Here is a 20,602-nt window from a genome sequence, read left to right on the forward strand (position 1 = left end):
GATACATGGCTTTGATCTATAAATTGTTCACCAGCGTTACCGCTCGGTACTAACCTGGCCACAAGAGCGAGGCGGTATCGGAGGGGTAAGCGGACGCTGCGTGATGACATAAATTAAAATCGGAGTGACATCATGAAAAACGCTTTGGCACGCTTTCTTCGGGACGAACAAGGGGCAACCGCAATCGAGTACGGGTTGATTGCGGGACTCATTGCTCTGGCTCTTATCGGCACGGTCACCCAACTAGGCACTGACGTCAGTGCTCTGTTCACTCGCTTGAGCAGCAAGGTTACGGCCATTCTTCCCGCATCCGGTGGCTAAGTGTTAGCCCTAATTGCCGCGTTATTCTGCGCGGCAGTCATCTGGACCGATTTCGCTTATCGCAAAGTACCAAATGCCGTGCTGGTTGCCACGATTGTGGCAATGAGCCTGGCGCTTGCGTTCGGGCCGCCTCCTGAGCCTGGGGTGGCTTCCCGGCTGCTCGGCTTTCTGGCGGGCCTGCTGGTCATGTTGCCGGTTTATGCACTCGGCCGCATGGGCGCGGGCGACATCAAGTTCTTCGCCGTCACAGGCTTGTTCACTGGCCCCATGGGGCTGGTGACGGTATGGGTCGTCGGCAGCCTGCTGGCGCTTGCGCATGCCTTGCTGGTGCGCATGCAAGCTGGCGCGGTCTGGGCTGTATGGCGAGACCATTTCACAAGCTTGTTGCAGCGAGGCGGCGGCATGAGCGTCCCCGGTGCGGTGCGCCATACAGCGGAGGAGCGCGGCATTCCGTACGCCGCGTACCTTGCGATCGGTTTGTTGGTCTGGATGATTTTGGGAAGGTAGCTGCCGCGCGGGCGAGGGGCTGTTAGCCAACCGCCTGTCGCCCGCGCCACCGGTCGGCGCAAAAAGTAAAAGATAACCGGGTGAAGTATGCCATTGCGGGGAAACCATGCCGTGCGGACGCGCTCGTCCGGAACGGCTGCGCTTGAATTTGCCATCGTGCTGCCGGTTCTTCTGGCTGTCGTGATCGGCATTGTCTATTTCGGCATCGTGCTGGCCCTGCAGCAGACACTGACGCTTGCTGCGGAAGAAGGTGCCCGTGCAGCCCTGCGTTACCCCAGTGGGGCATCGGCCAATAACGCGGCTGCCACGCAAGCCTTGCGGGTGAGCGCGGCTTCGACGACGGCTTTGGCTGTGCTGCCTGCCTCAATCAGCAGCGTCATTCCCACCGCCAATATTGCGCAAGTTGTCTCCTGCGCCAATCCAAGCGGCTCGGTATGCGTGACGGTAACGCTGAACCTTCCCTCAAGCGCGATCTTGCCGGTCATACCCGGGGTACCGATTCCCACAACGCTGACTGGCAGCGCGACGGTGCAACTGGCACCTGACACATGAGGATCTGCCCACGCCACGAGCGGATGCCGTTTGTCGACATGTGCCTAAGCCAGATTCCATTTATCCAAACCAGAGAGTTCGCATGACCAGCAAACAGATCCGCGTGCTTGCCATCGCGCTGCTCGTCCTTGCCGCGTTGCTGGCGTTGCTCGCGTGGCGCGTGGCGCGTACGCCGGCCAAACCAGCGGAGCCCGTAATGGCAAGCATGCAGTCGTATCCGGTGGTGATCACAGTGAAGCCGATCGAAGCCGGCAAGCCGGTCCCCGTCGACGCGCTCAAGGTAGAGCAATTGCCCATCAATCCGGCGGGGGCTTACACCGAAGTGGCCCGCGTGGCAGGCCAGGTGCCGCTGGTTGGCATCGGCGCGAACGTGCCGGTACTGGAAAGCCAGCTGCTGGCGGGCCTTGCCACTCAGGTGAAAGAGGGCGAGCGCGCGGTGGCGGTTGCGGTCGATGAAGTGATTGGCGTTGGCAACCAGGTGCAGCCGGGCGACTTTGTCGATGTGTTCGCGGTGTTCCGCCGCGATGGCCAGGAGATCGCAGGCAGCCAGGCGCGCATGCTGCTCGCGCGCCTGCGCGTGCTGGCCTATGGTGCGGGGACGGTCAATGAAGCCGCCAAGCCCCCGCCCGAGCAAATGATGGCGCGCCGCGAAGGCGCGAAGACCGCCGTGCTGGCAGTGCCGGTGGCCAACGTCGGCAAGCTGGCTATCGCACAGCAAACCGGGCGCCTGTTGCTGGCCCTGCGCAATCCCGACGATCCGGATGTTCCCACCGAAGGCTTGTTTGAGGATCCCGCACCGGTCATGCAGGCAAAGACGCAGGCAAAAGGCGGGGCGCCTGCCGCAGCGCTGGCGCCATCCGATCGCGCAATGGCAGGCGTTGCGCTGGCAGGGATCGCGGGTGGGGCACGAGGTGAAGCGCTTCCTGTCAAGGCAGCGCCATCGCCTGTCCCGGCACCTGCAGCCATCGCGCAGCGCGCCCATGGCGCGGGCGCGAGCAGCGTCGCGCAAAACAGTGTTGAGATGATCCGCGGCGGCAAGCGCGAGATCGAATGAAGCCAGGCACGCCGTCGTGGTCGAAGCATGCCTCGTGCACGCCCGCCGGATTGCATTTGGATTGGTGTTTTCAGTGTTACTTCTGGATAGTCGATTGATGAAATCCATTCTTGCCGGGGCCGCCACCATCCTGGCCGTCTGCTGCACCGTCCCCGCGGCGTGGGCGCAGCAGGCCGATGGCGGCGTGCGTGATCTGAGGCTGGTGGTGGGTAGCCAGCGTGAGCTACGTCTGAACAAGCCACTGGAACGCGTGGCGATCGGCAACCCTGCCGTGGCGGATGCGTTGCTGCTAAAGAGCGGCTCGGGTGCCAACGGCGTGCTGGTGGTGGCCAAGAAGCCGGGCGCTACCGAGCTGATGGTTTGGCCGCGTGGCGAAGCCGCGCAAACCTACCGGGTGCAGGTGGATGCGACGCGAGGCGAGTCCGGCGATCCCGACGTGACAGTGTCGGGCGGGGGCGCACTGATCAGCGGCGAGGCGCGTGATGCGCAGGCTTCGCTGCGCGCCCAACTGGCGGCGCGCTCGGCCACCGCTACCGCCGAAGGCAAGGGTGGTGTGGTGATCGATCGCTCCACGATTCCGGTCAGCAGCACGGTGCAGGTCGACGTGAAAGTGGTCGAGGTCAGCAAGACCGTGCTCAAGGAGGTGGGGTTCAATTTCTACCGGAACAACGGCGGCTTCGCCTTTGGCACGTTCTCCCCGTCGTCGCTGAACAAGTTCACTTTCACACCGCGAACGGACTCCACGCCGGGTTCGCTCAGTGCCGACATCAGCTCGCCGATGAGCAGTGCCTTCAATCTTGTCGCGGCGTCATTCTCGCGCGGGATCTTCGCCAACCTGAGCCTGCTTGAGAGCAATGGCATGGCGCGGGTGCTGGCCGAACCGAGCCTGGTGGCGCTGTCCGGGCAGAGCGCGAGTTTTCTTGCCGGCGGGGAGATCCCGATCCCGGTGCCGCAGGCACTCGGCACGACCACCATCCAGTTCAAGCCCTTCGGCATTGGCCTGACCGTGACGCCCACCGTGCTAGCCAAGGATCGCATTGCCTTGAAGGTGGCGCCTGAAGCCAGCGATCTCGATCCGTCACGCGGCATATCGATCAACGGTGCCATGGTGCCTGCCATTGTCACCCGCCGCGCCGACACCACGGTGGAACTCGGCGATGGCGAGAGCTTTGTGATCGGCGGGCTGGTCAGCCGCACCACGGTCAGCAACGTCAACAAGGTGCCTTTGCTCGGCGACCTGCCGATCATCGGCACCTTCTTTCGCAACCTGAACTTCAACCAGGAAGACCGCGAGCTGATGATCGTGGTCACGCCGCGCCTGGTGCGCCCGCTCGCCAAGGGCGCGGCGGCCGTGGCCGCGGTCAGCGAGGATGGACGCACCAGCGGCAACCCCAATGTGTGGGGCCGGTATGTGCTTGGCGAATACGTCGATCCGACGCTGCCAGGGTTTTCAAAATGACATTGGGCAAGCAGGACGACGGCGCAAGGCAGGGTCAGATGGACTTCTTCCTGTTCAACACCGCACAGCCGGAGCCGCGCCAATGGCTGGCCAACGCGCTCGGCAACCTGGGCCGGCTGGTCGTCGAGGCTGGCCCGCAGGATGCCTTTGTGGAGCAGATCGCCACGGTCAATCCCGGCATGGTCTTCCTGCATTTTTCGCGGGAGCAGGCGCTGGCATCAAGCCGGCTGGCCGAGCACGTGACGAAGCTGTACCCGGGGCTGCCGCTGGTGGCGGTGGGCAACGCGGGCGAGCCGGACATCATGCTGGCGGCGCTGCGGGCTGGCGCCAAAGATTTCATCGACATGACCGCGCCGCCGGCCGGCGCGATCGAGATCGTGCGCAGGCTGCTGGCGGTGCGCGGCCACGCGGAGCCGGCGCGCCGGGGCAAGGTCGTGGCGGTGCTTGGCGCGCGCGTGGGCGTGGGTGCCACAACGCTGGCTACCAACCTCGCGGCAGCGGTGCGCAAGCGCAGCCATGGCGAAGTGCTGTTGATGGACCTGGGGCTGCCGTCGCGCGACGGCTCGTTGTATATGAACATCAGTCCCGGCTTTCACTTTGTCGAAGGCGTACGCAACCTGCGGCGCTTCGACCAGGTTTTCGTGCAGACGGCGCTGGCGCGCCACGGCAATGGCGTGGCCGTGTTGCCGCTGCCGGCCACGCTGGCGGAGATGCGGGATATCTCGTTCATGGAGGCGCTTGGGCTGCTGAATCGCCTGCGCGCCTTTTTTGACCTGCAGGTGGTGGACCTGGGCGGCTTTAGCAATGTCGATTTCATGGCGCACCTGGTCAAGGCCGCCGACATGGTGGTGTTGGTGGTGGACCAGAGCGTCGGCGCCATCGTCTCGGCTGCGGAGTTGCTCCAGGAGTTGAAGAAGCGCGAGGTGGAGCGCGAGGACCTGCACTTGCTGGTCTCGCGTTTCGAGGCGCGCCTGGGCGTGGACGCCCAGCAGATCGCGCAGCGCCTGGAGGCGCCCTCGGTCGGCACCTTGCCCGACCGGCGCGAGCCGCTGGTGCTGGCGCTCAACCGTGGCGTGGTGCTGGCCGATGACAGCCCCGCCGATCCCTATGTCCGTGCCATTGGCCAGTTGGTGGATCGGCTGGGATACCGTGCCGGCACTGCAAGCGAAGCTGGCTTGCTGGGCCGGGTAAAAGAAAAACTGCCCGAAGCGCTACGCGCCATGCGCGTGATACGCGCTGAGCGGGCTGGGAACTGACATGTCGCAAGCCATCGAATTCTCCGATAACTCCGCCGCGCCTTTTCCTGCTTCGCAGGAATTCCAGAACATCAAGGAGGCGGCCCATGAGCATCTGCTCACCCGCATTGAGGAGCTGGGCGCGGAGTTCGGCCGCTGGTCGCGCACCGCGATCAACCGCTTTGTCGACCTGGAACTGGAGAGCTTCATGCGGCTGCGCCGCATCCCCATTAACGAGGCCGAGCTGCATCAGATCGCCGAGGCGCTGACCAAGGAGCTGGCGGGCTTCGGTCCGATCGAGGACTTGCTCAACGACCCGGCGGTGGAAGACATCCTGGTCAACGGGCACCTGGACGTCTACGTATCCCGGCATGGCGTGCTGGAGCGCATCCCCGTGCGCTTTGCCGATAGCGGGCATCTGCTGCGCATCGTGCGCCGCATCCTGGCGCCGATCGGCCGGCGGCTGGATGAGTCCAATCCCATGGTCGACGCACGCCTGCCGGATGGCGGGCGCATCAACGTGGTGATTCCCCCGCTGGCGCTGGCCGGACCGGTGGTGTCGATCCGCAAGTTCCGCAAGGACCCGCTGACGCCCGCGGACCTGCAAGGCCTGGGCACCATGAGCCCCGAGGTCAACGAACTGCTCGAGGCCGCCGTAAAGGCCCGCTGCAATATCCTTGTCAGTGGCGGCACCAGTTCGGGCAAGACGTCGCTGCTCAATGCGCTGGCCACCTATGTGCCCGACGGCGAGCGCGTGATCACCATCGAGGACACGGCGGAACTGGCGCTCAACCATCCGCACGTGGTGCGGCTGGAGAGCCGCCCTGGCGGCTTCGAAGGCACGGGCGTGGTGTCGATCCGCGACCTGCTGCGCAACAGCCTGCGGATGCGGCCCGACCGCATCATCGTGGGCGAGGTGCGCGGCGGTGAGGTGCTGGAAATGCTGCAGGCCATGAGCACGGGGCACGATGGCTCCATGGGCACCATCCACTCGAGCAGCCCGCGCGAGTGCCTGTACCGACTGGAGATGCTGGCCGGCTTTGCCGGCTTCCAGGGCAGCGAGGCCAGCCTGCGCCGGCAGATCGCCAATGCCATCGACTTTATCGTGCAGATCGGCCGGCTCTCCAACGGCAAGCGCCGCATCCTCTCGATCACGGAAGTCACCGGCCTTGGCGACAACATCATCTCGACCCAGGAGCTGTTCCGCCACGAGCCGTTCGTCGGCCCCGACGGCAACGAGGTAGACCGCTGGCTCTCGCTTGGCATCCTGCCGCATTCGCCCAAGCTGGCGCGCATGCGCCCGACCAACTTTGGCCTGGACGACCGCTTCGATGTCTAGCGCGGCGCTGGTCGTTGCGGCGGCCGCTCTCGTCTTGCTGGGACTGGGCCTGCTGATGCTGTCCAGCGCCAAGGCGCGCGCGCAGGAAGAGAGCGCGCGTGCGTTCCTGCAAGCGCAGACCGAGCAGGTCAAGGCACGCTATGCGACTACGCCGGAGCCGCAAGCCGGCAAGAAGCAGCACGACCTGCGGCGCAAGTGGGCGGATTTCCTGCGCCGTGCGGACCTGGCGCCGACGCGGCGCACTTATGCGTTGTGGGGTGGTTCCATCATCGGCTTGGGGCTCGTGGGCGTTGCCATGGGCGGCTGGCTGGCTGCATTAGCCGCGCTGTCAATCGGGGTGGTGATCCTTTATTTCATGCTCTGGAACCGAGCCCGTCGTACCGGGCAGAGACTTCGCCAGCAGTTGCCGTCGTTTCTCGATGCGGTAGTCCGGATGATGAGCATCGGCAGCAGCGTGCCTTCGGCCTTTCAGGCTGCCATCGGCAATACCGAGGCGCCATTGCGCCAGTGCCTGGTACAGGCCATCCACTTGCAGCGCGCAGGCAAGGAACTGGATCAGGCGGTCTTGCAGGTCGCGCGGATCTACCAGGTCGACGAACTGATGCTGCTGTCTTCCGTGCTACGACTCGCGGTGCGCTACGGCGGTCGCGCGGACATTGTCATGGAGCGTACCGCCGCCTTCATGCGAGACCGCGAGCAAGCGCAACAGGAACTGCATGCGCTGTCGTCCGAGACGCGGTTGTCGGCCTGGGTACTTGGCTTGCTGCCGATGGTGGTGGCGGGGATGATGTTCGTGATGAATGCCGCCTACATCATGATGATGTGGCGCGACCCGGCCGGCAAGACGCTATTGCTGGTTTCCGTGATACTGGAAGTGATGGGGGCGGCCATGCTCTATCGGCTGGCCAAGTCGGTATAGGAACAAGGGACCATGGATAGCACTACCTTGATCTCGCTGAGCCTATGCGCGGCGGCCATCGGGCTAGCGGCCCTGGCCTTGCCGCTGGTGGGGCAATGGCGGCAACGTCACCGCGCCGAGCGCACCATCGACGCTGCGCTCTCGCGGCAGGCTGCCGAGGCTGCCGCCGTGCCGGATGCTCCCGCCACTGCTCCGGCCAGCACAGCCAATGTTGCCAACGCCGCCGCGGCACAAAGCGCCGGCGCTCGCATTGGCGCGCGGCTGGGCAGCCAGCTTAGCAAGCGCTTTGACCAGCGTTGGCTTGAATCGCCGTTGGGCAAGGCCGTGGTGACGGTCGAAGAACAGCGATTGCTTGAGCAATGTGGTTTTTACGGTGACAAGGCCCGGGCTATATTTGGGGGACTGCGCCTGTCATTACCGGCGGCGTTGGCGGCAGGGGTCTTTGCATGGCGTTTGCCCACATCGCTGATGGGCGCAACGATGTGGGCCTTCGTCACGTTCGCGGTGTTTTTCCTGGCGCCCAAATGGGCGCTGCAGCGTCGGGCCAGCAGCCGCATGCTGCGCCTGGAGGATGAGTTGCCTGTGCTGGTCGACATGCTGCGCCTGTTGCAGGGTGTGGGGCTGTCGATCGATCAGAGCCTGCAGGTGATCGTGGCTGAGTTCGGCGGCATGCTGCGCGTGCTTGGCCCTGAGCTGATGCGTGCCAACCAGCAGTTTGCCTCGGGCCGGTCGCGCGACCAGACGCTCCAGCGCATCGGGAAGTTATTCGATAGCGAGGACCTGAAGAGCCTGATCACCATGCTTAGCCAGGTGGATCGATTCGGCGGGGCCGTCCAGGAGCCACTGCGGCAATTCGGCTTGCGCCTGCAGGAATCGCGCAAGGCGCGCATGAAAGAACAGGTGGGGAAGCTGACCGTGAAGATGACTGCCGTCATGGTGGTGACCATGCTGCCCGTATTGCTGATCATCACGGCCGGACCAGGCTTTTTGGGCGTGATAAGAATGCTGGCGCATATGTCGGGGGGACCGAAATGAACAAACAAGACAAGCGCTCGGGAAGCAGGACGAGATATCGATCGCTTTGGCCCGCACACTCTTTAACCACCCTGGCATCGGCCCTGGCCCTGGCCGTGCTATCCGGCTGCGGCACCAGCCTGGCTACCCGCATGAGCGATCAGGCCGATGCTCAGGTGGAGCTGTCCAAGCTGCGCGACAAGCAGGACCGGGCCATCTACGACGATAAATCGGTCTACCTCGGCCTGATCGGCAAGATGCAGGAAGAGGGCCTGTACTTCGCGTCGCTTGCGCATATCGACGTCTACGAGAAGCGCTTCGGCGCGTCGCCGGCGATGACGCTGATGCGCGCGGACGCGTTGCGCGAGACCAATCAGGATGCCGCCGCCGAGCAGGCTTATCGCAGCCTGGCCGGCACTTCGGTGCAGGCGCGCGCTTACCACGGTCTGGGCCTGATCGCCGGCCGCAGGAACGACTTTGCCGCTGCCGCGACAGCGTTTCAATTGGCAGCCGGCGCGGATCCCACCAACGCGCAGGTGGCCAATGACCTGGGCTACGCGTTGATGCGCACGGGTGCGTTGGGCGAGGCGCGCGTGCCGGTGATGCAGGCCTTGCAACTCGATGGCAAGAACCCGCGCGTGGTGAGCAACGCGGCGGTCTGGCTCGCAGCCGACGGCAAGCGTGAGCAGGCGGCGTCGCTGATGCAGCGGGCCGGCCTGCCAGAGGCAACGCGCAAGGCGGTGTTGCAGGAAGCAGAGCGGGTCCGGCGCGCGAGCACGCAACGCGAACGCGTTGCCGCGCAGCAGGCCGTGGCGCAGACCGCGCCACAATCGGCCCGGCTTGCCGCCGCCGCGACACCCGGCCCGAACCATCAGCGCCTGACCGATATCCTCCAGGCCACGCCATGAGAGATCGCTGGATGGCACAACCGCGCAATACCCGATACCCGTTGTCCGCGCCGACGGCACCAACCCAGGAGATTTCCATGAACCAGACCGGAACAAGAAGCCTGCGTGGCCATGCCCGCCGCAGTGGACTGGCGCTGGCGATCGCCATGCTCGGATTTGGCGCCTTCCCCGCCGAGGCCCAGACGGACGCACCTGCAACACCCTTGGCGCGACCGGCCCGGCAAGAGATTGGCCCGCATACCCGTGGCATCCTCGAGATCCAGCGCAGTGGCGCCCAGGCGGGCGAGCTGCAGGTGTTGCGTGGGGAGCAGGCAGCCCTGTCCTACCAGCGCTATATGGCGACGTTTGCCTATCCGATCCCCGAGTTCTACACGGGCCAGGCGGGATCGAAAAATGGCGCCGGCGGCGCAAGCCAGGGAGTGGCAGGCCGATGATTCGCTGCCGCTCGCCTCTCGTCGCCGGGCGCCGACGCGGGCAGCGCGGTGCCATCGGCGTGCTTGGCGCCCTGCTGCTGGCGACGGTTGCGATCGGTTCGCTGGTGTCGATCGATGTCGGCCATGTGTTCTACCGGCAGCGCCAGTTGCAAAAGATCGCCGACATGGCCGCACTGGCCGGCGCGCAGCAGCTCAAGCAAGCCGCGGCCGCCGCCACCGTGTCGGCCAATGTGCTGAGCGCCACGCAGTCGGCGGGCACGCAGAATGACTACGCCGGCACGGCGACTGCCAATTGCAGCGCAGCGGGCAGCAGCGATGCCGATGGCATGCGTGTCTGCCTGGGCGTATGGGATCCGGCTTACAGCACTGGGAGCGACACCGTACGGCACTTCAACGCCGGCTACGACACCACCAAGCTATCGGCAAACGCGGTGCAGGTGGTCGTGACCCAGACCGTGCCGATCCTGTTCGTGATTCCTGGCAGCGCGTCGCGCCAGTTGCGCGCGGAGGCGATCGCCAATGCGAGCCCGCCGGTGGCGTCGTTTTCGCTGGGTAGCGGGTTGTTGGATGTCAACACCGGTAGCAGTGTGCTCAGCAGTTTGCTGGGAACCTCGGTGCAGTTGTCCGTTTTGGACTGGCAAGGCTTGCTCAACGCCAATGTCACGCTCGACCAACTGCGCCTGAAGCTGGGTGTTGGCACCATTGACGACTTGCTGAAGACCTCGCTGTCGATCCAGCAGTTCTATGCGCTCGTGCTGGGCGCGGCCGGCAAGGATTCGCTGCTGTCCGCGGCGCTGGGCAGCCCGCCCACGCAACTTGGGTTGAGCGGGGTCAAGGCTAACGTGGGACTGGGTCAGTTGCTGAACCTGGGCGTGCTGGCGCCGGCGGCGTCGTCAGCGGCTGACGTGGCATTGAATGTGGCGCAGTTGCTGATGCTCGGGGCGCAGGTCGCGAATGGCAACTCGGCGATCCAGGTGAAGTTGCCAAATCTTAGCGTGCCCGGCCTTACCAGTATCGGCGCCCAGCTCTATGTCGTGCAGCCACCTGTGATGGCGGTTGGGCCGGCGCGGCAGCTGAGTCCCGGAGTCTGGCAGACTACCGCGCATACGGCGCAGGTGGGGTTACGACTCGATGCCGGAATCAGTATTGACGTGGCCAGCCTAGTGGGCATCGGCATAAACGTGCCACTTTACATTGAGGTTGCGGCGGCCACGGCCTCATTGCAGGGCATTCAGTGTGCGGCCGCAAAGGCGGATTGCCGTGCCACATTGGGGGTGAACACAGGCTTGGTCAAGGCATGCCTTGCCGCAGCCTCCGGCAGTGGCTGCGCGTCCGGCCCTGTCACGTTGGTGGACACCGGGATTAGTCTTCTCGGTACGGGGGTGAGCATCATCGCCAGCGGCAGTGCGCGAACCGGCGTGGTCGGCGTCAACAGTTCGACTATCAGCATGGCACCAGGCACAACGACTCGAGTCGGGACGCCCCAACCACTGACGGGTGTCCTGGTCGATGTTGTGGGTAGCCTGAACCTGACGGTCGCCGTCAAGGTACTCTGGCTTGACTTATTGAGCGTCAAGTTGCCACTGGCCGGTCTGCTTACGCCTTTGTTCACTGCTTTGGACAGCGTGCTTGGCCCTCTACTAGGCGCATTAGGCATCCAGCTAGGCTACGCCGACATCTGGATGCAAGGAATCGACTGCAACAACGCCGAGCTGGTGTTCTGAGCCATGCAGCAGGCTAATCGCTATACGGCGGAAGACAGATGAAGACAGATCGCTGGGCTTACGAGAGCCTTGAAGTATATGTATGGGAAGGCAAGTCTGATATTGCCGACCGTGTGTCGCGTTTCCTGTCGCCGCTTGGCGTGGACGTGATCCGCGCCGGCGCGCTGGAGGCCTTGCCCGCGGAGCCGCGGCTCAAGCCGTGCGTGGCGGTCATCAGTGTCTCGGTGATCGGCGCGGCGAAGTTCACCGCGCTGGACTGGGAGGCGGCCCACGGCATGCCCGTGGTGTGGGTGGCGGCGCCGGGACGCGAGACGGATCCGGGGCGCTTTCCCGCGGAGTATGCGCATATCCTGGCCGACGATTTCACGGGGCCAGACCTGCGCAACCAGATCGGCAAGCTGCTGCCGCAGTTGCTGGCAGCCGCCGAGCCCGCGAATGCGGTGGCGGACCTTGTGGCGGAGTCACCCGCCATGCAGCAGTTCCTGTCGCAGGTGGAGACCTTCGCGGATTTCGGCAGCAATGTGATGCTGTACGGCGAGACCGGCGCGGGCAAGGAGCGGATCGCGCAGCGCTTTCACGAGCGCAACAACATCTATGGCAAGGGACCGTTCGTTGCCGTGAATTGCGGGGCGATTCCCGATGGCCTGTTCGAGTCGCAGTTCTTCGGACATGCCAAGGGCGCGTTTACCGGCGCGATGTTCGCGCACCGCGGCTTCTTCGAGCAGGCCAACGGCGGCACGCTGTTCCTGGATGAAATCGGCGACCTGCCGCTGTTCCAGCAGGTCAAGCTGCTGCGCGTGCTGGAGGAGAGCGCGCTGACCCGGCTGGGCTCGACCATGCCGGTCAAGCTGGATTTCCGCCTGGTCGCGGCCACCAACAAGGATCTGCGCGAGGCCGTGTCACAGGGCCGCTTCCGTGCGGACCTGTATTTCCGGCTGGCGGTGATCGAGCTGCGGCTGCCCAGCCTGGAGGAGCGGGGCGCCGTCGACAAGGTGGCTTTGCTGGTGTCGTTCCTCAAGCAGATGCTTGGGGCCTCAGGCCTGGACGCATTGCCGCCCGTGCCTGACTGGCTCAAGGGGGCGGTGGGCACGGCGTTCTTCACGGGGAATGTGCGCGAGTTGCGCAACCTGGCCGAGCGCATCGGTATTACTGTGCAGCAGACCGGGCATTGGGACGAGGCGCGGATCCGGCCTTTGTTCCGCAGCCTGCGCCCGGGTGCGTTCGATAGCAGCGAGCGCACGGCCGACTGGCGCGGCGAGACCGAGGAGCGCCGCCGCATTGTGGCCGCGCTGGATGCCAATAGCTGGCGGCGCCAGGATACGGCGGCCAGCCTGGGCATCAGCCGCAAGGTGCTGTGGGAGAAGATGCGCAAGTTCCAGATCGCCGACAACGAGGCCGAGCCGGCGTGAATTGTCCCCGTCATGGCACGGGGGCGCTGCGCCTCAGAACGTCTTCTTGCCGCCCTGGTAAGCGCTGACGATGCGGTTCATTTCCGCCAGCAGCGCGGCGCTCTCGCCGTGCAGCGTGCGTGCAATGCCTTGCATGTAGCCGAGCAGCTCCTGCTTGGCGGCTTCGGCAAAGTCCATGGTCACTGCCTGGTCCTCATACAGCAGCACGTAAGAGCGGGCGAAGCCGTACAGCAGGAAGTAGGCCGCCGCGTGTGCGGGGTCGGTGTCGATCAGCTCGCGCGTGGCTTTCTTCACCGTCACGAAAGCGTCGGTGCCGGGGAGCGAATCCTGGAATTGCTGGAGGGTGGTTTCAAGCGTCATGGCGCAATATCGGTTAGTGAAAACGGGTTCGGTACATCAAATGAAAATGGCTGCATGGCGGATCGCGCCCGCTCATACGCTGTTCAACATGCGCCGCAGCAGTGTGGCGCCATCGCGCCCCTTGTAGGCGCGTTGCCATAGGTCATTGACCATGGTGGTGTAGAGCCGTACCGCCTCGGGCGCTGCGGTCACGGTGGCGATGCCGGTGGACACGTTGGGAAACTCGCCAAAACGAAATGGGCTGGTGGCCACATAAGCCTTGCCGGGCCGCTCGAAGACCTGGAAGGTCACGTTGGGCATGCTGCCGTCGACGATGCCGATCTGCAGGCCGATGGGCTGCGCGTCCAGCAGGTCGATCACGCGTTCGATCTCGCGCCGGGCTGCCAGCGAGCGCTCCATGCGCACCGCGGGCGGCAGGTCCAGCCGTCCCACCAAGCCAAAATGCACGAAGCGCTCCAGCGAGCGCAGGTCGATCAGGCTGGTGATGGGCGGCACGCTGCGCGCGAACGATTGCTTGCGCTCTTCCAGCAGGTCCAGCAGGGCGTCGATGGTTGCGGCTGGCGCTGGCTGCGGGCTCTCCGCCAGCATCTGGCGCAGGTGGCCGGCGTAATCGGGCGAGGTCAGCAGGTAGGAGATTGGTTCGAAATGGGCCAGGATGCGCGTCGCGCCGTGCTCGAGCTGGCGCATGCGCTCGATATACGCCACGGCCGAGTAGTAGTACTCGGACTCGACCCCCAGCATGGATGCCAGCGAGGTGCCGAGCAACTGGGCGAGACGGCCAAGGGTCTCGATCTTGACGATGTCGCCCTTCTCCATGCGATAGATCGCGGCCCGCGATACGCCGAGCTGTTCGGCGATGGCTTCCGCGCGCATCCCCGCGCCTAGACGGTACGCGCGCAGGCGATTGCCGATTTCAACGAAATCAACCATTGGGCCGGCAGCGAGCGGAGCGTCCATCCTCGGGGAATCTCAAAAAGAAGACAAGACCCATCCTAGCATGGGCCGTGGCCGGATGGCGAGAGAAGCAACATGTCGGAATGGCATGCCGCCGCACTTCCCCGCGTTCAAGGTATTCGCGCATCCGGACGATATACCCACGACGGCTGGATGATCTGGATAAGCCGCATTTTGTGCATCAATGTGCCTTTTGTGCTCAGTTGTGGTGCATAAAGATGGCGTCAATGCTTGTACAGTCTCGTAAACGAGACTTGGCTAGTTTTTTGGATGGCATGTATATTGCGATCCGCATCATGAGGCCCGCAATCCGCTGGTTTCCCGCATCACGCTTGCCACACCAAAGGAGCGCCTCAGGCGCCAGAAAAGGAATCCGATGAAGAAGTCCCTCGCCACGGCGCTGACCGCCGCCGTCACCATCGTTACGACCGCCACGCTGACCCTCGCCGTAGCGCCTGCCCAGGCCGCCGGTTATCCGGACCGGCCCATCACCATCGTCGTGCCCTACGCCGCCGGCGGCAGCAACGACCTGGTGGCGCGCGTGCTGAGCCAGCGCCTTGGCCAGGACCTGGGTGTATCGGTGGTGGTGGACAATGCGCCGGGCGCCAGCGGCACCATCGGCGCGCTCAAGACCATCAATGCGCCGGCCGACGGCTATACGTTGCTGCTGGGTTCCAACAGCGAAATCTCGATCGCCAAGCTGACCAACCCGAAGATCAAGTACGACGGCCAGCGGGATCTCGTGCCCTTGCGCATGGTGGGCTCGCAGCCCATGGTGCTGGTTTCCGGCGCGCATTCCGGCATTCAGGGCGTGGCGGGTTTCCTGGCGCTGGCCAAGAGCAAGAAGCCGGTGAACTATGGCACCTCGGGCATCGGCACGCCGCTGCATCTGTCGGGAGAGCTGATCCGCGGCGCCAGCAAGGTCGATATGACCCACGTGCCGTACAAGGGCGGCGCGCCGGCCATCGCCGACCTGATGGCAAACCAGATCGAACTGGGCGTGCTGGTGCTGTCGACGGCGCTGCCGCAGATCAAGTCGGGCAAGCTGCAAGCGATTGGCGTGACCTCGGCCACGCGCTCGCATGCCGCGCCCAATATCCCGGCACTGGCGGAGAACAAGGCCCTGGCCAATGTGGACATGCGCCTGTGGTTTGGCTTGTTCGCGCCTGCGAACACGCCCAAGGCGGTGACCGACAAGCTGACCGACGCACTGGCTCGCGCCATCAACGCGCCGGAAGTGAAGAGCAAGCTGTCCGAATCGGGTGTCGACATCGATGCGAAGGACGCCGTCGCCTTTCGCAGCTTTATCGCCAAGGAAACCGAGTCGTACCGCAAGATCGTGAGCGAAGCCAATATCCAGGAATAATCCGGATTCCAGGCTTCCAGGCTTCCAGGCTTCCAGTCTTCCAGACGTCAGTGCGGCGATGCCCGGGTGCTTACGGCCCGGCCATCGCCGTTTTTGCGCTATGCATTAAAGAATGCGGATCTGCTTGACCTTGAACTTGGAGTCGCCGAAGAGCGCCTTGTCGTATTCGCCCAGCAGTTCCACTTTGGTCGATGCGTCCACCGGCTTTCCGGCAGGCCACAGCTTCTTGTCGATCTTGATCCGGATCTGGCCGGTGCCGTCGTCGAACTGGTAAAGCTCGTGGCCCACGCTGCTGATGATTTGCCCGCGCAGCACGGCGTGCTGGTCATCCTTGCCTTGCTCCGTCAACGCCTTGACGGTGGTCGTTGGAACCGTGGTTGGGCCCACGTACTGCGCTTGTGCCAATGCGGCCGTAGCCGTCAGTGCTGCCGCGATCAGGATGCGTTTCATGGTTTCTCTCTCAGGTCTGGTTGAAACATAGCGGCTGGGGGGCGGCAACCTGGCCAGCCCATTGTGCCGGAGGCGGTGCTTTTGCACTGGCTCGGCGCCTATTGTGGAGCGTGCCGGCTGAACCGAAGCTGAATGGCGGCTGGGCAACGTTATGATGGCGCTTGCCGCCGCGGTCCGCTCCGGCCCGTCCACATACTGCTAGGGATTCACATTGCGTTTTCTTCACACTGCCGACTGGCATCTCGGGCGCGTATTCCATGCGCGCAGCCTGCTTGAAGACCAGGCCTGGGTGCTTGACCAATTCGTTGCGCTGGTGCGCGAGCGCCGGCCCGATGCGGTGCTGATCGCCGGCGACGTGTATGACCGCGCGGTGCCGCCGCCCGAGGCCGTGGCGTTGCTGGACGACGTGCTGGCCCGCATCGTGGTGGATGCCGGCATTCCGGTGGTGATGATCGCGGGCAATCACGACAGCGCCCAGCGGCTTGGTTTCGGCGCGCGGCTGCTGACGGCGCAGGGTTTGCACGTGGCCGGCATCACCGAGCGCGATGCCACTTGCGTGACCTTGTCCGATGCCCATGGCGAAGTACGGATCTACGCCTTGCCCTATGCCGAGCCCGCAACCGTGCGCGATGCCTTCGACATGGAACTGCCCGGGCACGAGGCCGCGTTGGCGGCGCGCCTGGACGCGATCCGCGCCAGCCATCCGGCGCAGGCGCGTTCGGTGGTGGTGGCCCACGCTTTCGTGATCGGTGGCGAGGCCAGCGAATCCGAGCGGCCGCTGTCGGTTGGCGGCAGCGGCGCCGTTGCCGCCAGCGTGTTCGACGGCTTCGACCTGGTCGCGCTTGGCCACCTGCATCGCCCGCAGACCTTCAGCCAGCGCATCCACTACGCCGGCTCCTTGCTGAAGTACTCGCTGTCCGAAGTCACGCATGCCAAGTCGGTTTCACTGATCGAGCTGGCGGCCGATGGCGCGGTCAGCATCGAGCCGATCGCGCTGTCGCCACGGCGCGACCTTCGCATCATCGAAGGGCAACTGGCCGATCTGCTGGCGCAAGGCGCGGCAGACCCGCGGCGCGATGACTACATCCACGCGGTGTTGACCGACAACGGCGCCTTGCTCGATCCGATGGCGCGCTTGCGCCAGGCCTATCCCAATGCGCTCGCCATCGAGCGCGCGGTGCTGGCGCGCACGGGCGAGGCCGGCGCGGCGGGCCAGCGCCTGCGCCAGCTCGATACCGGCGAACTGTTCGCCAACTTCTTCAAGGAGGTGGCGGACGAAGAGCTGGACGACGATAAGCGCCGCGTGCTCGACCAGGTGCTCGAGGGCATTGCCCGCGCAGACCGGGAGTCCGCATGAGACCGCTGCGCCTGAAGCTGCAAGCCTTCGGCCCATTTGCCGCCAGCGAGGAAATCGACTTCACCCGGCTCGGGGAGCGGGCATTCTTCCTGATCCACGGCCCCACCGGCGCGGGCAAGACCACCTTGCTCGACGCGATCTGCTTTGCGCTCTACGGCGACACCTCTGGCGGCGAGCGCAGCGCGCAGGACATGCGCAGCGCCAACGCCGATCCGGCCTTGCGCACGGAGGTGACGTTCGAGTTCAGCTTGGGTGGCCAGCGCTACATGGCCACGCGTTCGCCCGCGCAGGAGCGGCCCAAGCTGCGCGGCGAGGGCACCGTCAAGGAAACGCCCAAGGCCCAGCTTGATGTCATGGGCGACGCGGGCTGGACCAGCAAGGCGAGCCAGCCCAACAAGGTCGATGACTTCGTGCGCAACCTGCTGGGCTTTGACAGCAGCCAGTTCCGCCAGGTGATCGTGCTGCCGCAGGGGCGCTTTCGCGAATTGCTCACGGCGGATTCCAAGAGCCGCCAGGCCATCCTCGAGCGGCTGTTCCGCACCGAGCTGTACCGGCGCGTGGAGGAACTGCTCAAGGGGCAGGCGGCCGGCATTCGCCAGGAAGCCGAGCGCCTGCGCATCGAGCAGACGGCGTTGCTGCAGCAGTATCAATTGGAATCCGTGGACGCGCTGCGGGAGCAGGCTGCAGGGTTGCAGGCCCAGCTGGCCGAACTGCGGCAGCGCGAGGTGGCCGCGCGCACCGCGCTGGAGGTGGCCACATTGGCAACCAGGCAGGGCGAGCAGACGGATGCCCGCCTGCGGGAGCAGCGCGATACCGAGGCGGCCCATGCTGCGCTGATGGCGCAGCGGCCCGAGATGGAGGCGCAGCGCCAGCGCCTGCAGTCCGCACGCCGTGCCATGCAGGTGCAGCCGTTCGAGCAGCATCTGGGGCAGGCCGTGCAGGAACACCAGCAGGCGCAGCAAGCGCTGGCCGCCGCAAGCGCGCGGTCTGCCGATTGCGCCGCTGTCTCGGCCACTGCCGCTGCGGGGCTTGAGGCCGAAGTGGCCCGTGCCGGCGAGCGCCAGACGGCGCAAAAACAAGTGACGGAGCTGGAGGCCATGTTGCCGCAGGCGCAGCGGCTCGGCGTGCTGCAGCAAGAGTTGCAGGCCGCCGCCCGCCAGCAGGCGCAAGCGGGTGCGGCCCATGCCGGGGCGCTGCAGGCGCAGCAGCAAGTCACCGCCACGTTGCGCCAGGCCGAGGCCGGCCTGGCCCAGGCGCAGGAAGGCGCGCGCGGGCTGGAGACGATCCAGCTCAAGCTGGCCGGCCTGGCGCAGCAGGCAACCACGCTCGACAAATACGCCGCCACGCTGGCGCAGTGCGAGCAAGCGCACCGCCAGGCCGATGCCGACCAGCTCGCTGCGCAGCAAGCCGCCAAGCAGCAGGCGGCAAGCCTGCTGCGCCTGCGCGAGACGGAGCAGGCCTGGCGGGCCGGGCAAGCCGCGCGGCTGGCTGCCGGCTTGCAGGATGGCCAGGCGTGCGCTGTCTGCGGGAGCACCGCGCACCCGCAACTGGCGCAGCACGTCGATGCACTGGTCTCCGACGAGGCACTGGACCTGGCCCGCGAGGCCGCACGGCTTGCCGACCAGGCGGCGCAGGGCGCGGCCAGCCGTGCGCAGGGCGCGTTGCTGGCAGCCACGCACCGGCAGGAACAACTGGATGAACTGCGCGAAGCGGCGGGAACGGTGGGCATGCCCGACGGCGCCGCGCAAGACCCGGCGGCGGCCAGGCAGCAGCTTGCCGGCGCCGTCCAGGCGCTGCGCCAGCAGCAACAGGCGGCAGAGGCGGCCGCCGGCAGCTGCCAGCCGCTGGCCGCGGAAGTTGAGCGGCAGCAAGCCGCTCTCACGGCAGCCGAGGCGGCCATTCGCGCCGCCGACGCCGCTGTGCAGGATGCAGGCCAGCGTCACGCCAAGCTCCAGGGCGAGTGGCAGGCCGCCAGCACGCAGGTGCCGCCGGACCGGCGCGAGCCGGAGCGGCTGACAGCGGCGCTAGCACAGGCACGCCGGGACCTTGCCGCGCGCGAAGCCGCACTGGCCGCCGCGCAGGCCGCCGACAAGCAGGCCGGCGTGGGGCTGGCGGCAGCGCTGGCCGCGCAAGCCGCCGCGCAAGCGAGCCTCGCTACCCACGCAAAGCGGGAGACGCAGGCGGGCGCCGCATTCGCGAGCGCGCTGGAGCAAGCCGGCTTTGTCACTCGCCAGGCCTATGCCGAGGCGCGGATGCCGGGTGCGCAGATGGAGCAGGCCGAAGCCCAGGTCAATCGCTTCGACCTCGACCTGGCCGCTGCCGGCGATCGCCGCGAGCGCGCCGCCATTGCCGCGCGCGACCTTGCCCCGCCGGATCTTGCCGCCCTGCGCCAGGCCCAGGCGGACGCCGCCGGCGCGCTCGAGGCGCTGGTCCGGCAGCAGGCCGACCTGCACCGCAGCCGCGAGAACCTGCTGCAATGCCAGCAGCGGCTGGATGCCCTGGCCAGCAAGGGCGCGGACATCGAGCGCAGCTACGCGGTGCTCGGCCGCCTGGCCGAAGTGGCCAACGGCAACAATCCGCGCCGCATGACATTCCAGCGCTTCGTGCTGGCCACCTTGCTCGACGAGGTGCTGGAAGCGGCCTCGCTGCGGCTGATGCGCATGAGCCGCAACCGGTATGAGCTGCAGCGCGTGCGCCAGCAGGGCGACCAGCGCACCGCCGGCGGCCTCGACCTGGAGGTGTTCGACCACGACACTGGCATGGCGCGCCCGGCCAATACCTTGTCCGGAGGCGAGGGCTTTCTGGCCTCGCTCTCGCTCGCGCTGGGGCTGGCCGATGTGGTGCAGTCGCGCGCGGGCGGGATCCAGCTCGATACCTTGTTTGTCGACGAGGGCTTCGGCACGCTCGATCCCGAGAGCCTGGACTTTGCCATCCGCACCCTGATCGACCTGCAGCATGCCGGACGGCTGGTGGGCATCATTTCCCACGTGGCCGAGCTGCGCGAGCGCATCGATGTGCGGCTGGAGATCCGGGCCGGGGCCGGCGGCAGCCGAGCGGAGCTGCAATTGCCGTAGCGGCCCGGGCGCCACCTCAGCGGGGCCTGAAGAGCGTAAGCTGTCCGATGTTCCGGGCCGCCGTGGCCCCGTTGGCAAGCTAGCTTTCAACTGCCCTACGGTCGTGGCCGGCTAACGCACAAGCGATTTGCCGGCGCCTTGACCACCCGCGGACAGGGGGTGTAAC

Annotated in this window: 19 protein-coding genes; 16 read left to right on the plus strand and 3 right to left on the minus strand. The window is 65.9% G+C overall.

Features of this window, described 5'->3' with window-relative positions; translation table 11 throughout:
• Nucleotides 1-132 precede the first annotated feature (132 nt).
• The 13 genes from AC1RQC_RS05990 to AC1RQC_RS06050 all read left to right on the plus strand — a co-directional run bounded on the left by AC1RQC_RS05990 (nucleotide 133) and on the right by AC1RQC_RS06050 (nucleotide 12,875).
• Nucleotides 133-321 carry a Flp family type IVb pilin gene (locus AC1RQC_RS05990; RefSeq protein WP_492809578.1) on the plus strand — a complete coding sequence of 63 codons (189 nt, stop codon included), beginning with the start codon at nucleotides 133-135 and terminating at the stop codon, nucleotides 319-321.
• Nucleotides 322-828, plus strand: coding sequence for an A24 family peptidase (locus tag AC1RQC_RS05995; RefSeq protein WP_492809580.1), 507 nt, complete (start codon nucleotides 322-324; stop codon nucleotides 826-828). It begins immediately after the preceding gene.
• A gap of 87 nt (nucleotides 829-915) precedes the next feature.
• The gene (locus AC1RQC_RS06000) at nucleotides 916-1,380 is read left to right on the plus strand and encodes a TadE/TadG family type IV pilus assembly protein (RefSeq protein ID WP_043357084.1); all 465 of its coding nucleotides are present in this window, start codon (nucleotides 916-918) and stop codon (nucleotides 1,378-1,380) included.
• A gap of 82 nt (nucleotides 1,381-1,462) precedes the next feature.
• Nucleotides 1,463-2,434: a Flp pilus assembly protein CpaB gene (gene cpaB / locus AC1RQC_RS06005; protein WP_492809582.1), complete on the plus strand. Its 972-nt coding sequence runs from the start codon at nucleotides 1,463-1,465 to the stop codon at nucleotides 2,432-2,434.
• Nucleotides 2,435-2,531: 97 nt separating this feature from the next.
• The gene (locus tag AC1RQC_RS06010; protein ID WP_492809584.1) at nucleotides 2,532-3,893 is read left to right on the plus strand and encodes a type II and III secretion system protein family protein; all 1,362 of its coding nucleotides are present in this window, start codon (nucleotides 2,532-2,534) and stop codon (nucleotides 3,891-3,893) included.
• Between the two features lie 38 nt (nucleotides 3,894-3,931).
• On the plus strand, nucleotides 3,932-5,149 hold the full coding sequence (locus AC1RQC_RS06015; protein ID WP_492371421.1) for a CpaE/TadZ family protein: 1,218 nt from the start codon (nucleotides 3,932-3,934) through the stop codon (nucleotides 5,147-5,149).
• 1 nt (nucleotide 5,150) lies between these two features.
• On the plus strand, nucleotides 5,151-6,467 hold the full coding sequence (locus AC1RQC_RS06020) for a TadA family conjugal transfer-associated ATPase (protein WP_492371318.1): 1,317 nt from the start codon (nucleotides 5,151-5,153) through the stop codon (nucleotides 6,465-6,467).
• Nucleotides 6,460-7,386 (plus strand): type II secretion system F family protein, encoded by a 927-nt coding sequence (locus AC1RQC_RS06025; protein ID WP_492809587.1) that lies wholly within the window; start codon nucleotides 6,460-6,462, stop codon nucleotides 7,384-7,386. The genes AC1RQC_RS06020 and AC1RQC_RS06025 overlap by 8 nt, the downstream gene beginning before the upstream one ends.
• A 12-nt stretch (nucleotides 7,387-7,398) precedes the next feature.
• Nucleotides 7,399-8,421: a type II secretion system F family protein gene (locus AC1RQC_RS06030; protein ID WP_492809589.1), complete on the plus strand. Its 1,023-nt coding sequence runs from the start codon at nucleotides 7,399-7,401 to the stop codon at nucleotides 8,419-8,421.
• A complete protein-coding gene (locus AC1RQC_RS06035; protein WP_492371321.1) occupies nucleotides 8,418-9,308 on the plus strand; it encodes a pilus assembly protein TadD in 891 nt (296 codons plus the stop codon). The genes AC1RQC_RS06030 and AC1RQC_RS06035 overlap by 4 nt, the downstream gene beginning before the upstream one ends.
• 77 nt (nucleotides 9,309-9,385) lie before the next feature.
• Complete coding sequence (locus AC1RQC_RS06040; RefSeq protein ID WP_492809593.1) at nucleotides 9,386-9,742, plus strand: DUF3613 domain-containing protein; 357 nt, start codon at nucleotides 9,386-9,388, stop codon at nucleotides 9,740-9,742.
• 59 nt (nucleotides 9,743-9,801) lie between these two features.
• Nucleotides 9,802-11,466, plus strand: a complete 1,665-nt coding sequence (locus tag AC1RQC_RS06045; protein WP_492809595.1) for a TadG family pilus assembly protein — start codon at nucleotides 9,802-9,804, stop codon at nucleotides 11,464-11,466.
• A gap of 38 nt (nucleotides 11,467-11,504) precedes the next feature.
• On the plus strand, nucleotides 11,505-12,875 hold the full coding sequence (locus AC1RQC_RS06050) for a sigma 54-interacting transcriptional regulator (protein ID WP_183033918.1): 1,371 nt from the start codon (nucleotides 11,505-11,507) through the stop codon (nucleotides 12,873-12,875).
• A gap of 33 nt (nucleotides 12,876-12,908) precedes the next feature.
• Here AC1RQC_RS06050 and AC1RQC_RS06055 read toward each other — a convergent pair whose 3' ends face one another.
• Together AC1RQC_RS06055 and AC1RQC_RS06060 are read right to left on the minus strand one after the other, a co-directional pair.
• The gene (locus AC1RQC_RS06055) at nucleotides 12,909-13,235 is read right to left on the minus strand and encodes a hypothetical protein (RefSeq protein ID WP_150991512.1); all 327 of its coding nucleotides are present in this window, start codon (nucleotides 13,233-13,235) and stop codon (nucleotides 12,909-12,911) included.
• Nucleotides 13,236-13,307: 72 nt separating this feature from the next.
• The gene (locus AC1RQC_RS06060) at nucleotides 13,308-14,165 is read right to left on the minus strand and encodes a helix-turn-helix domain-containing protein (RefSeq protein WP_492809598.1); all 858 of its coding nucleotides are present in this window, start codon (nucleotides 14,163-14,165) and stop codon (nucleotides 13,308-13,310) included.
• A gap of 400 nt (nucleotides 14,166-14,565) precedes the next feature.
• Between AC1RQC_RS06060 and AC1RQC_RS06065 the strand changes: the two genes are divergently transcribed.
• On the plus strand, nucleotides 14,566-15,555 hold the full coding sequence (locus AC1RQC_RS06065) for a Bug family tripartite tricarboxylate transporter substrate binding protein (RefSeq protein WP_492809600.1): 990 nt from the start codon (nucleotides 14,566-14,568) through the stop codon (nucleotides 15,553-15,555).
• Between the two features lie 105 nt (nucleotides 15,556-15,660).
• On the opposite strand, the gene AC1RQC_RS06070 is transcribed toward AC1RQC_RS06065, so the two are convergent.
• Complete coding sequence (locus AC1RQC_RS06070) at nucleotides 15,661-16,005, minus strand: NirD/YgiW/YdeI family stress tolerance protein (RefSeq protein WP_492371325.1); 345 nt, start codon at nucleotides 16,003-16,005, stop codon at nucleotides 15,661-15,663.
• A 211-nt stretch (nucleotides 16,006-16,216) separates the two neighbouring features.
• On the opposite strand from AC1RQC_RS06070, the gene AC1RQC_RS06075 reads away from it, so the two are divergent.
• Nucleotides 16,217-17,362, plus strand: a complete 1,146-nt coding sequence (locus AC1RQC_RS06075) for an exonuclease SbcCD subunit D (protein ID WP_492371326.1) — start codon at nucleotides 16,217-16,219, stop codon at nucleotides 17,360-17,362.
• Nucleotides 17,359-20,436 carry an AAA family ATPase gene (locus AC1RQC_RS06080; RefSeq protein WP_492882690.1) on the plus strand — a complete coding sequence of 1,026 codons (3,078 nt, stop codon included), beginning with the start codon at nucleotides 17,359-17,361 and terminating at the stop codon, nucleotides 20,434-20,436. The genes AC1RQC_RS06075 and AC1RQC_RS06080 overlap by 4 nt, the downstream gene beginning before the upstream one ends.
• Nucleotides 20,437-20,602 lie beyond the last annotated feature (166 nt).

It is taken from the genome of Cupriavidus sp. GW822-FHT03E04 (assembly GCF_058801495.1).

Excerpts from the sequence above, each read along its gene's own strand:
- AC1RQC_RS05990 (WP_492809578.1), top strand. The coding sequence starts at position 133 with ATGAAAAACGCTTTGGCACGCTTTCTTCGGGACGAACAAGGGGCAACC.
- AC1RQC_RS06000 (WP_043357084.1), top strand. The coding sequence starts at position 916 with ATGCCATTGCGGGGAAACCATGCCGTGCGGACGCGCTCGTCCGGAACG.
- cpaB (WP_492809582.1), top strand. The coding sequence starts at position 1,463 with ATGACCAGCAAACAGATCCGCGTGCTTGCCATCGCGCTGCTCGTCCTT.
- AC1RQC_RS06010 (WP_492809584.1), top strand. The coding sequence starts at position 2,532 with ATGAAATCCATTCTTGCCGGGGCCGCCACCATCCTGGCCGTCTGCTGC.
- AC1RQC_RS06015 (WP_492371421.1), top strand. The coding sequence starts at position 3,932 with ATGGACTTCTTCCTGTTCAACACCGCACAGCCGGAGCCGCGCCAATGG.
- AC1RQC_RS06020 (WP_492371318.1), top strand. The coding sequence starts at position 5,151 with ATGTCGCAAGCCATCGAATTCTCCGATAACTCCGCCGCGCCTTTTCCT.
- AC1RQC_RS06025 (WP_492809587.1), top strand. The coding sequence starts at position 6,460 with ATGTCTAGCGCGGCGCTGGTCGTTGCGGCGGCCGCTCTCGTCTTGCTG.
- AC1RQC_RS06030 (WP_492809589.1), top strand. The coding sequence starts at position 7,399 with ATGGATAGCACTACCTTGATCTCGCTGAGCCTATGCGCGGCGGCCATC.
- AC1RQC_RS06035 (WP_492371321.1), top strand. The coding sequence starts at position 8,418 with ATGAACAAACAAGACAAGCGCTCGGGAAGCAGGACGAGATATCGATCG.
- AC1RQC_RS06040 (WP_492809593.1), top strand. The coding sequence starts at position 9,386 with ATGAACCAGACCGGAACAAGAAGCCTGCGTGGCCATGCCCGCCGCAGT.
- AC1RQC_RS06050 (WP_183033918.1), top strand. The coding sequence starts at position 11,505 with ATGAAGACAGATCGCTGGGCTTACGAGAGCCTTGAAGTATATGTATGG.
- AC1RQC_RS06055 (WP_150991512.1), bottom strand. The coding sequence starts at position 13,235 with ATGACGCTTGAAACCACCCTCCAGCAATTCCAGGATTCGCTCCCCGGC.
- AC1RQC_RS06060 (WP_492809598.1), bottom strand. The coding sequence starts at position 14,165 with ATGGTTGATTTCGTTGAAATCGGCAATCGCCTGCGCGCGTACCGTCTA.
- AC1RQC_RS06065 (WP_492809600.1), top strand. The coding sequence starts at position 14,566 with ATGAAGAAGTCCCTCGCCACGGCGCTGACCGCCGCCGTCACCATCGTT.
- AC1RQC_RS06070 (WP_492371325.1), bottom strand. The coding sequence starts at position 16,005 with ATGAAACGCATCCTGATCGCGGCAGCACTGACGGCTACGGCCGCATTG.
- AC1RQC_RS06080 (WP_492882690.1), top strand. The coding sequence starts at position 17,359 with ATGAGACCGCTGCGCCTGAAGCTGCAAGCCTTCGGCCCATTTGCCGCC.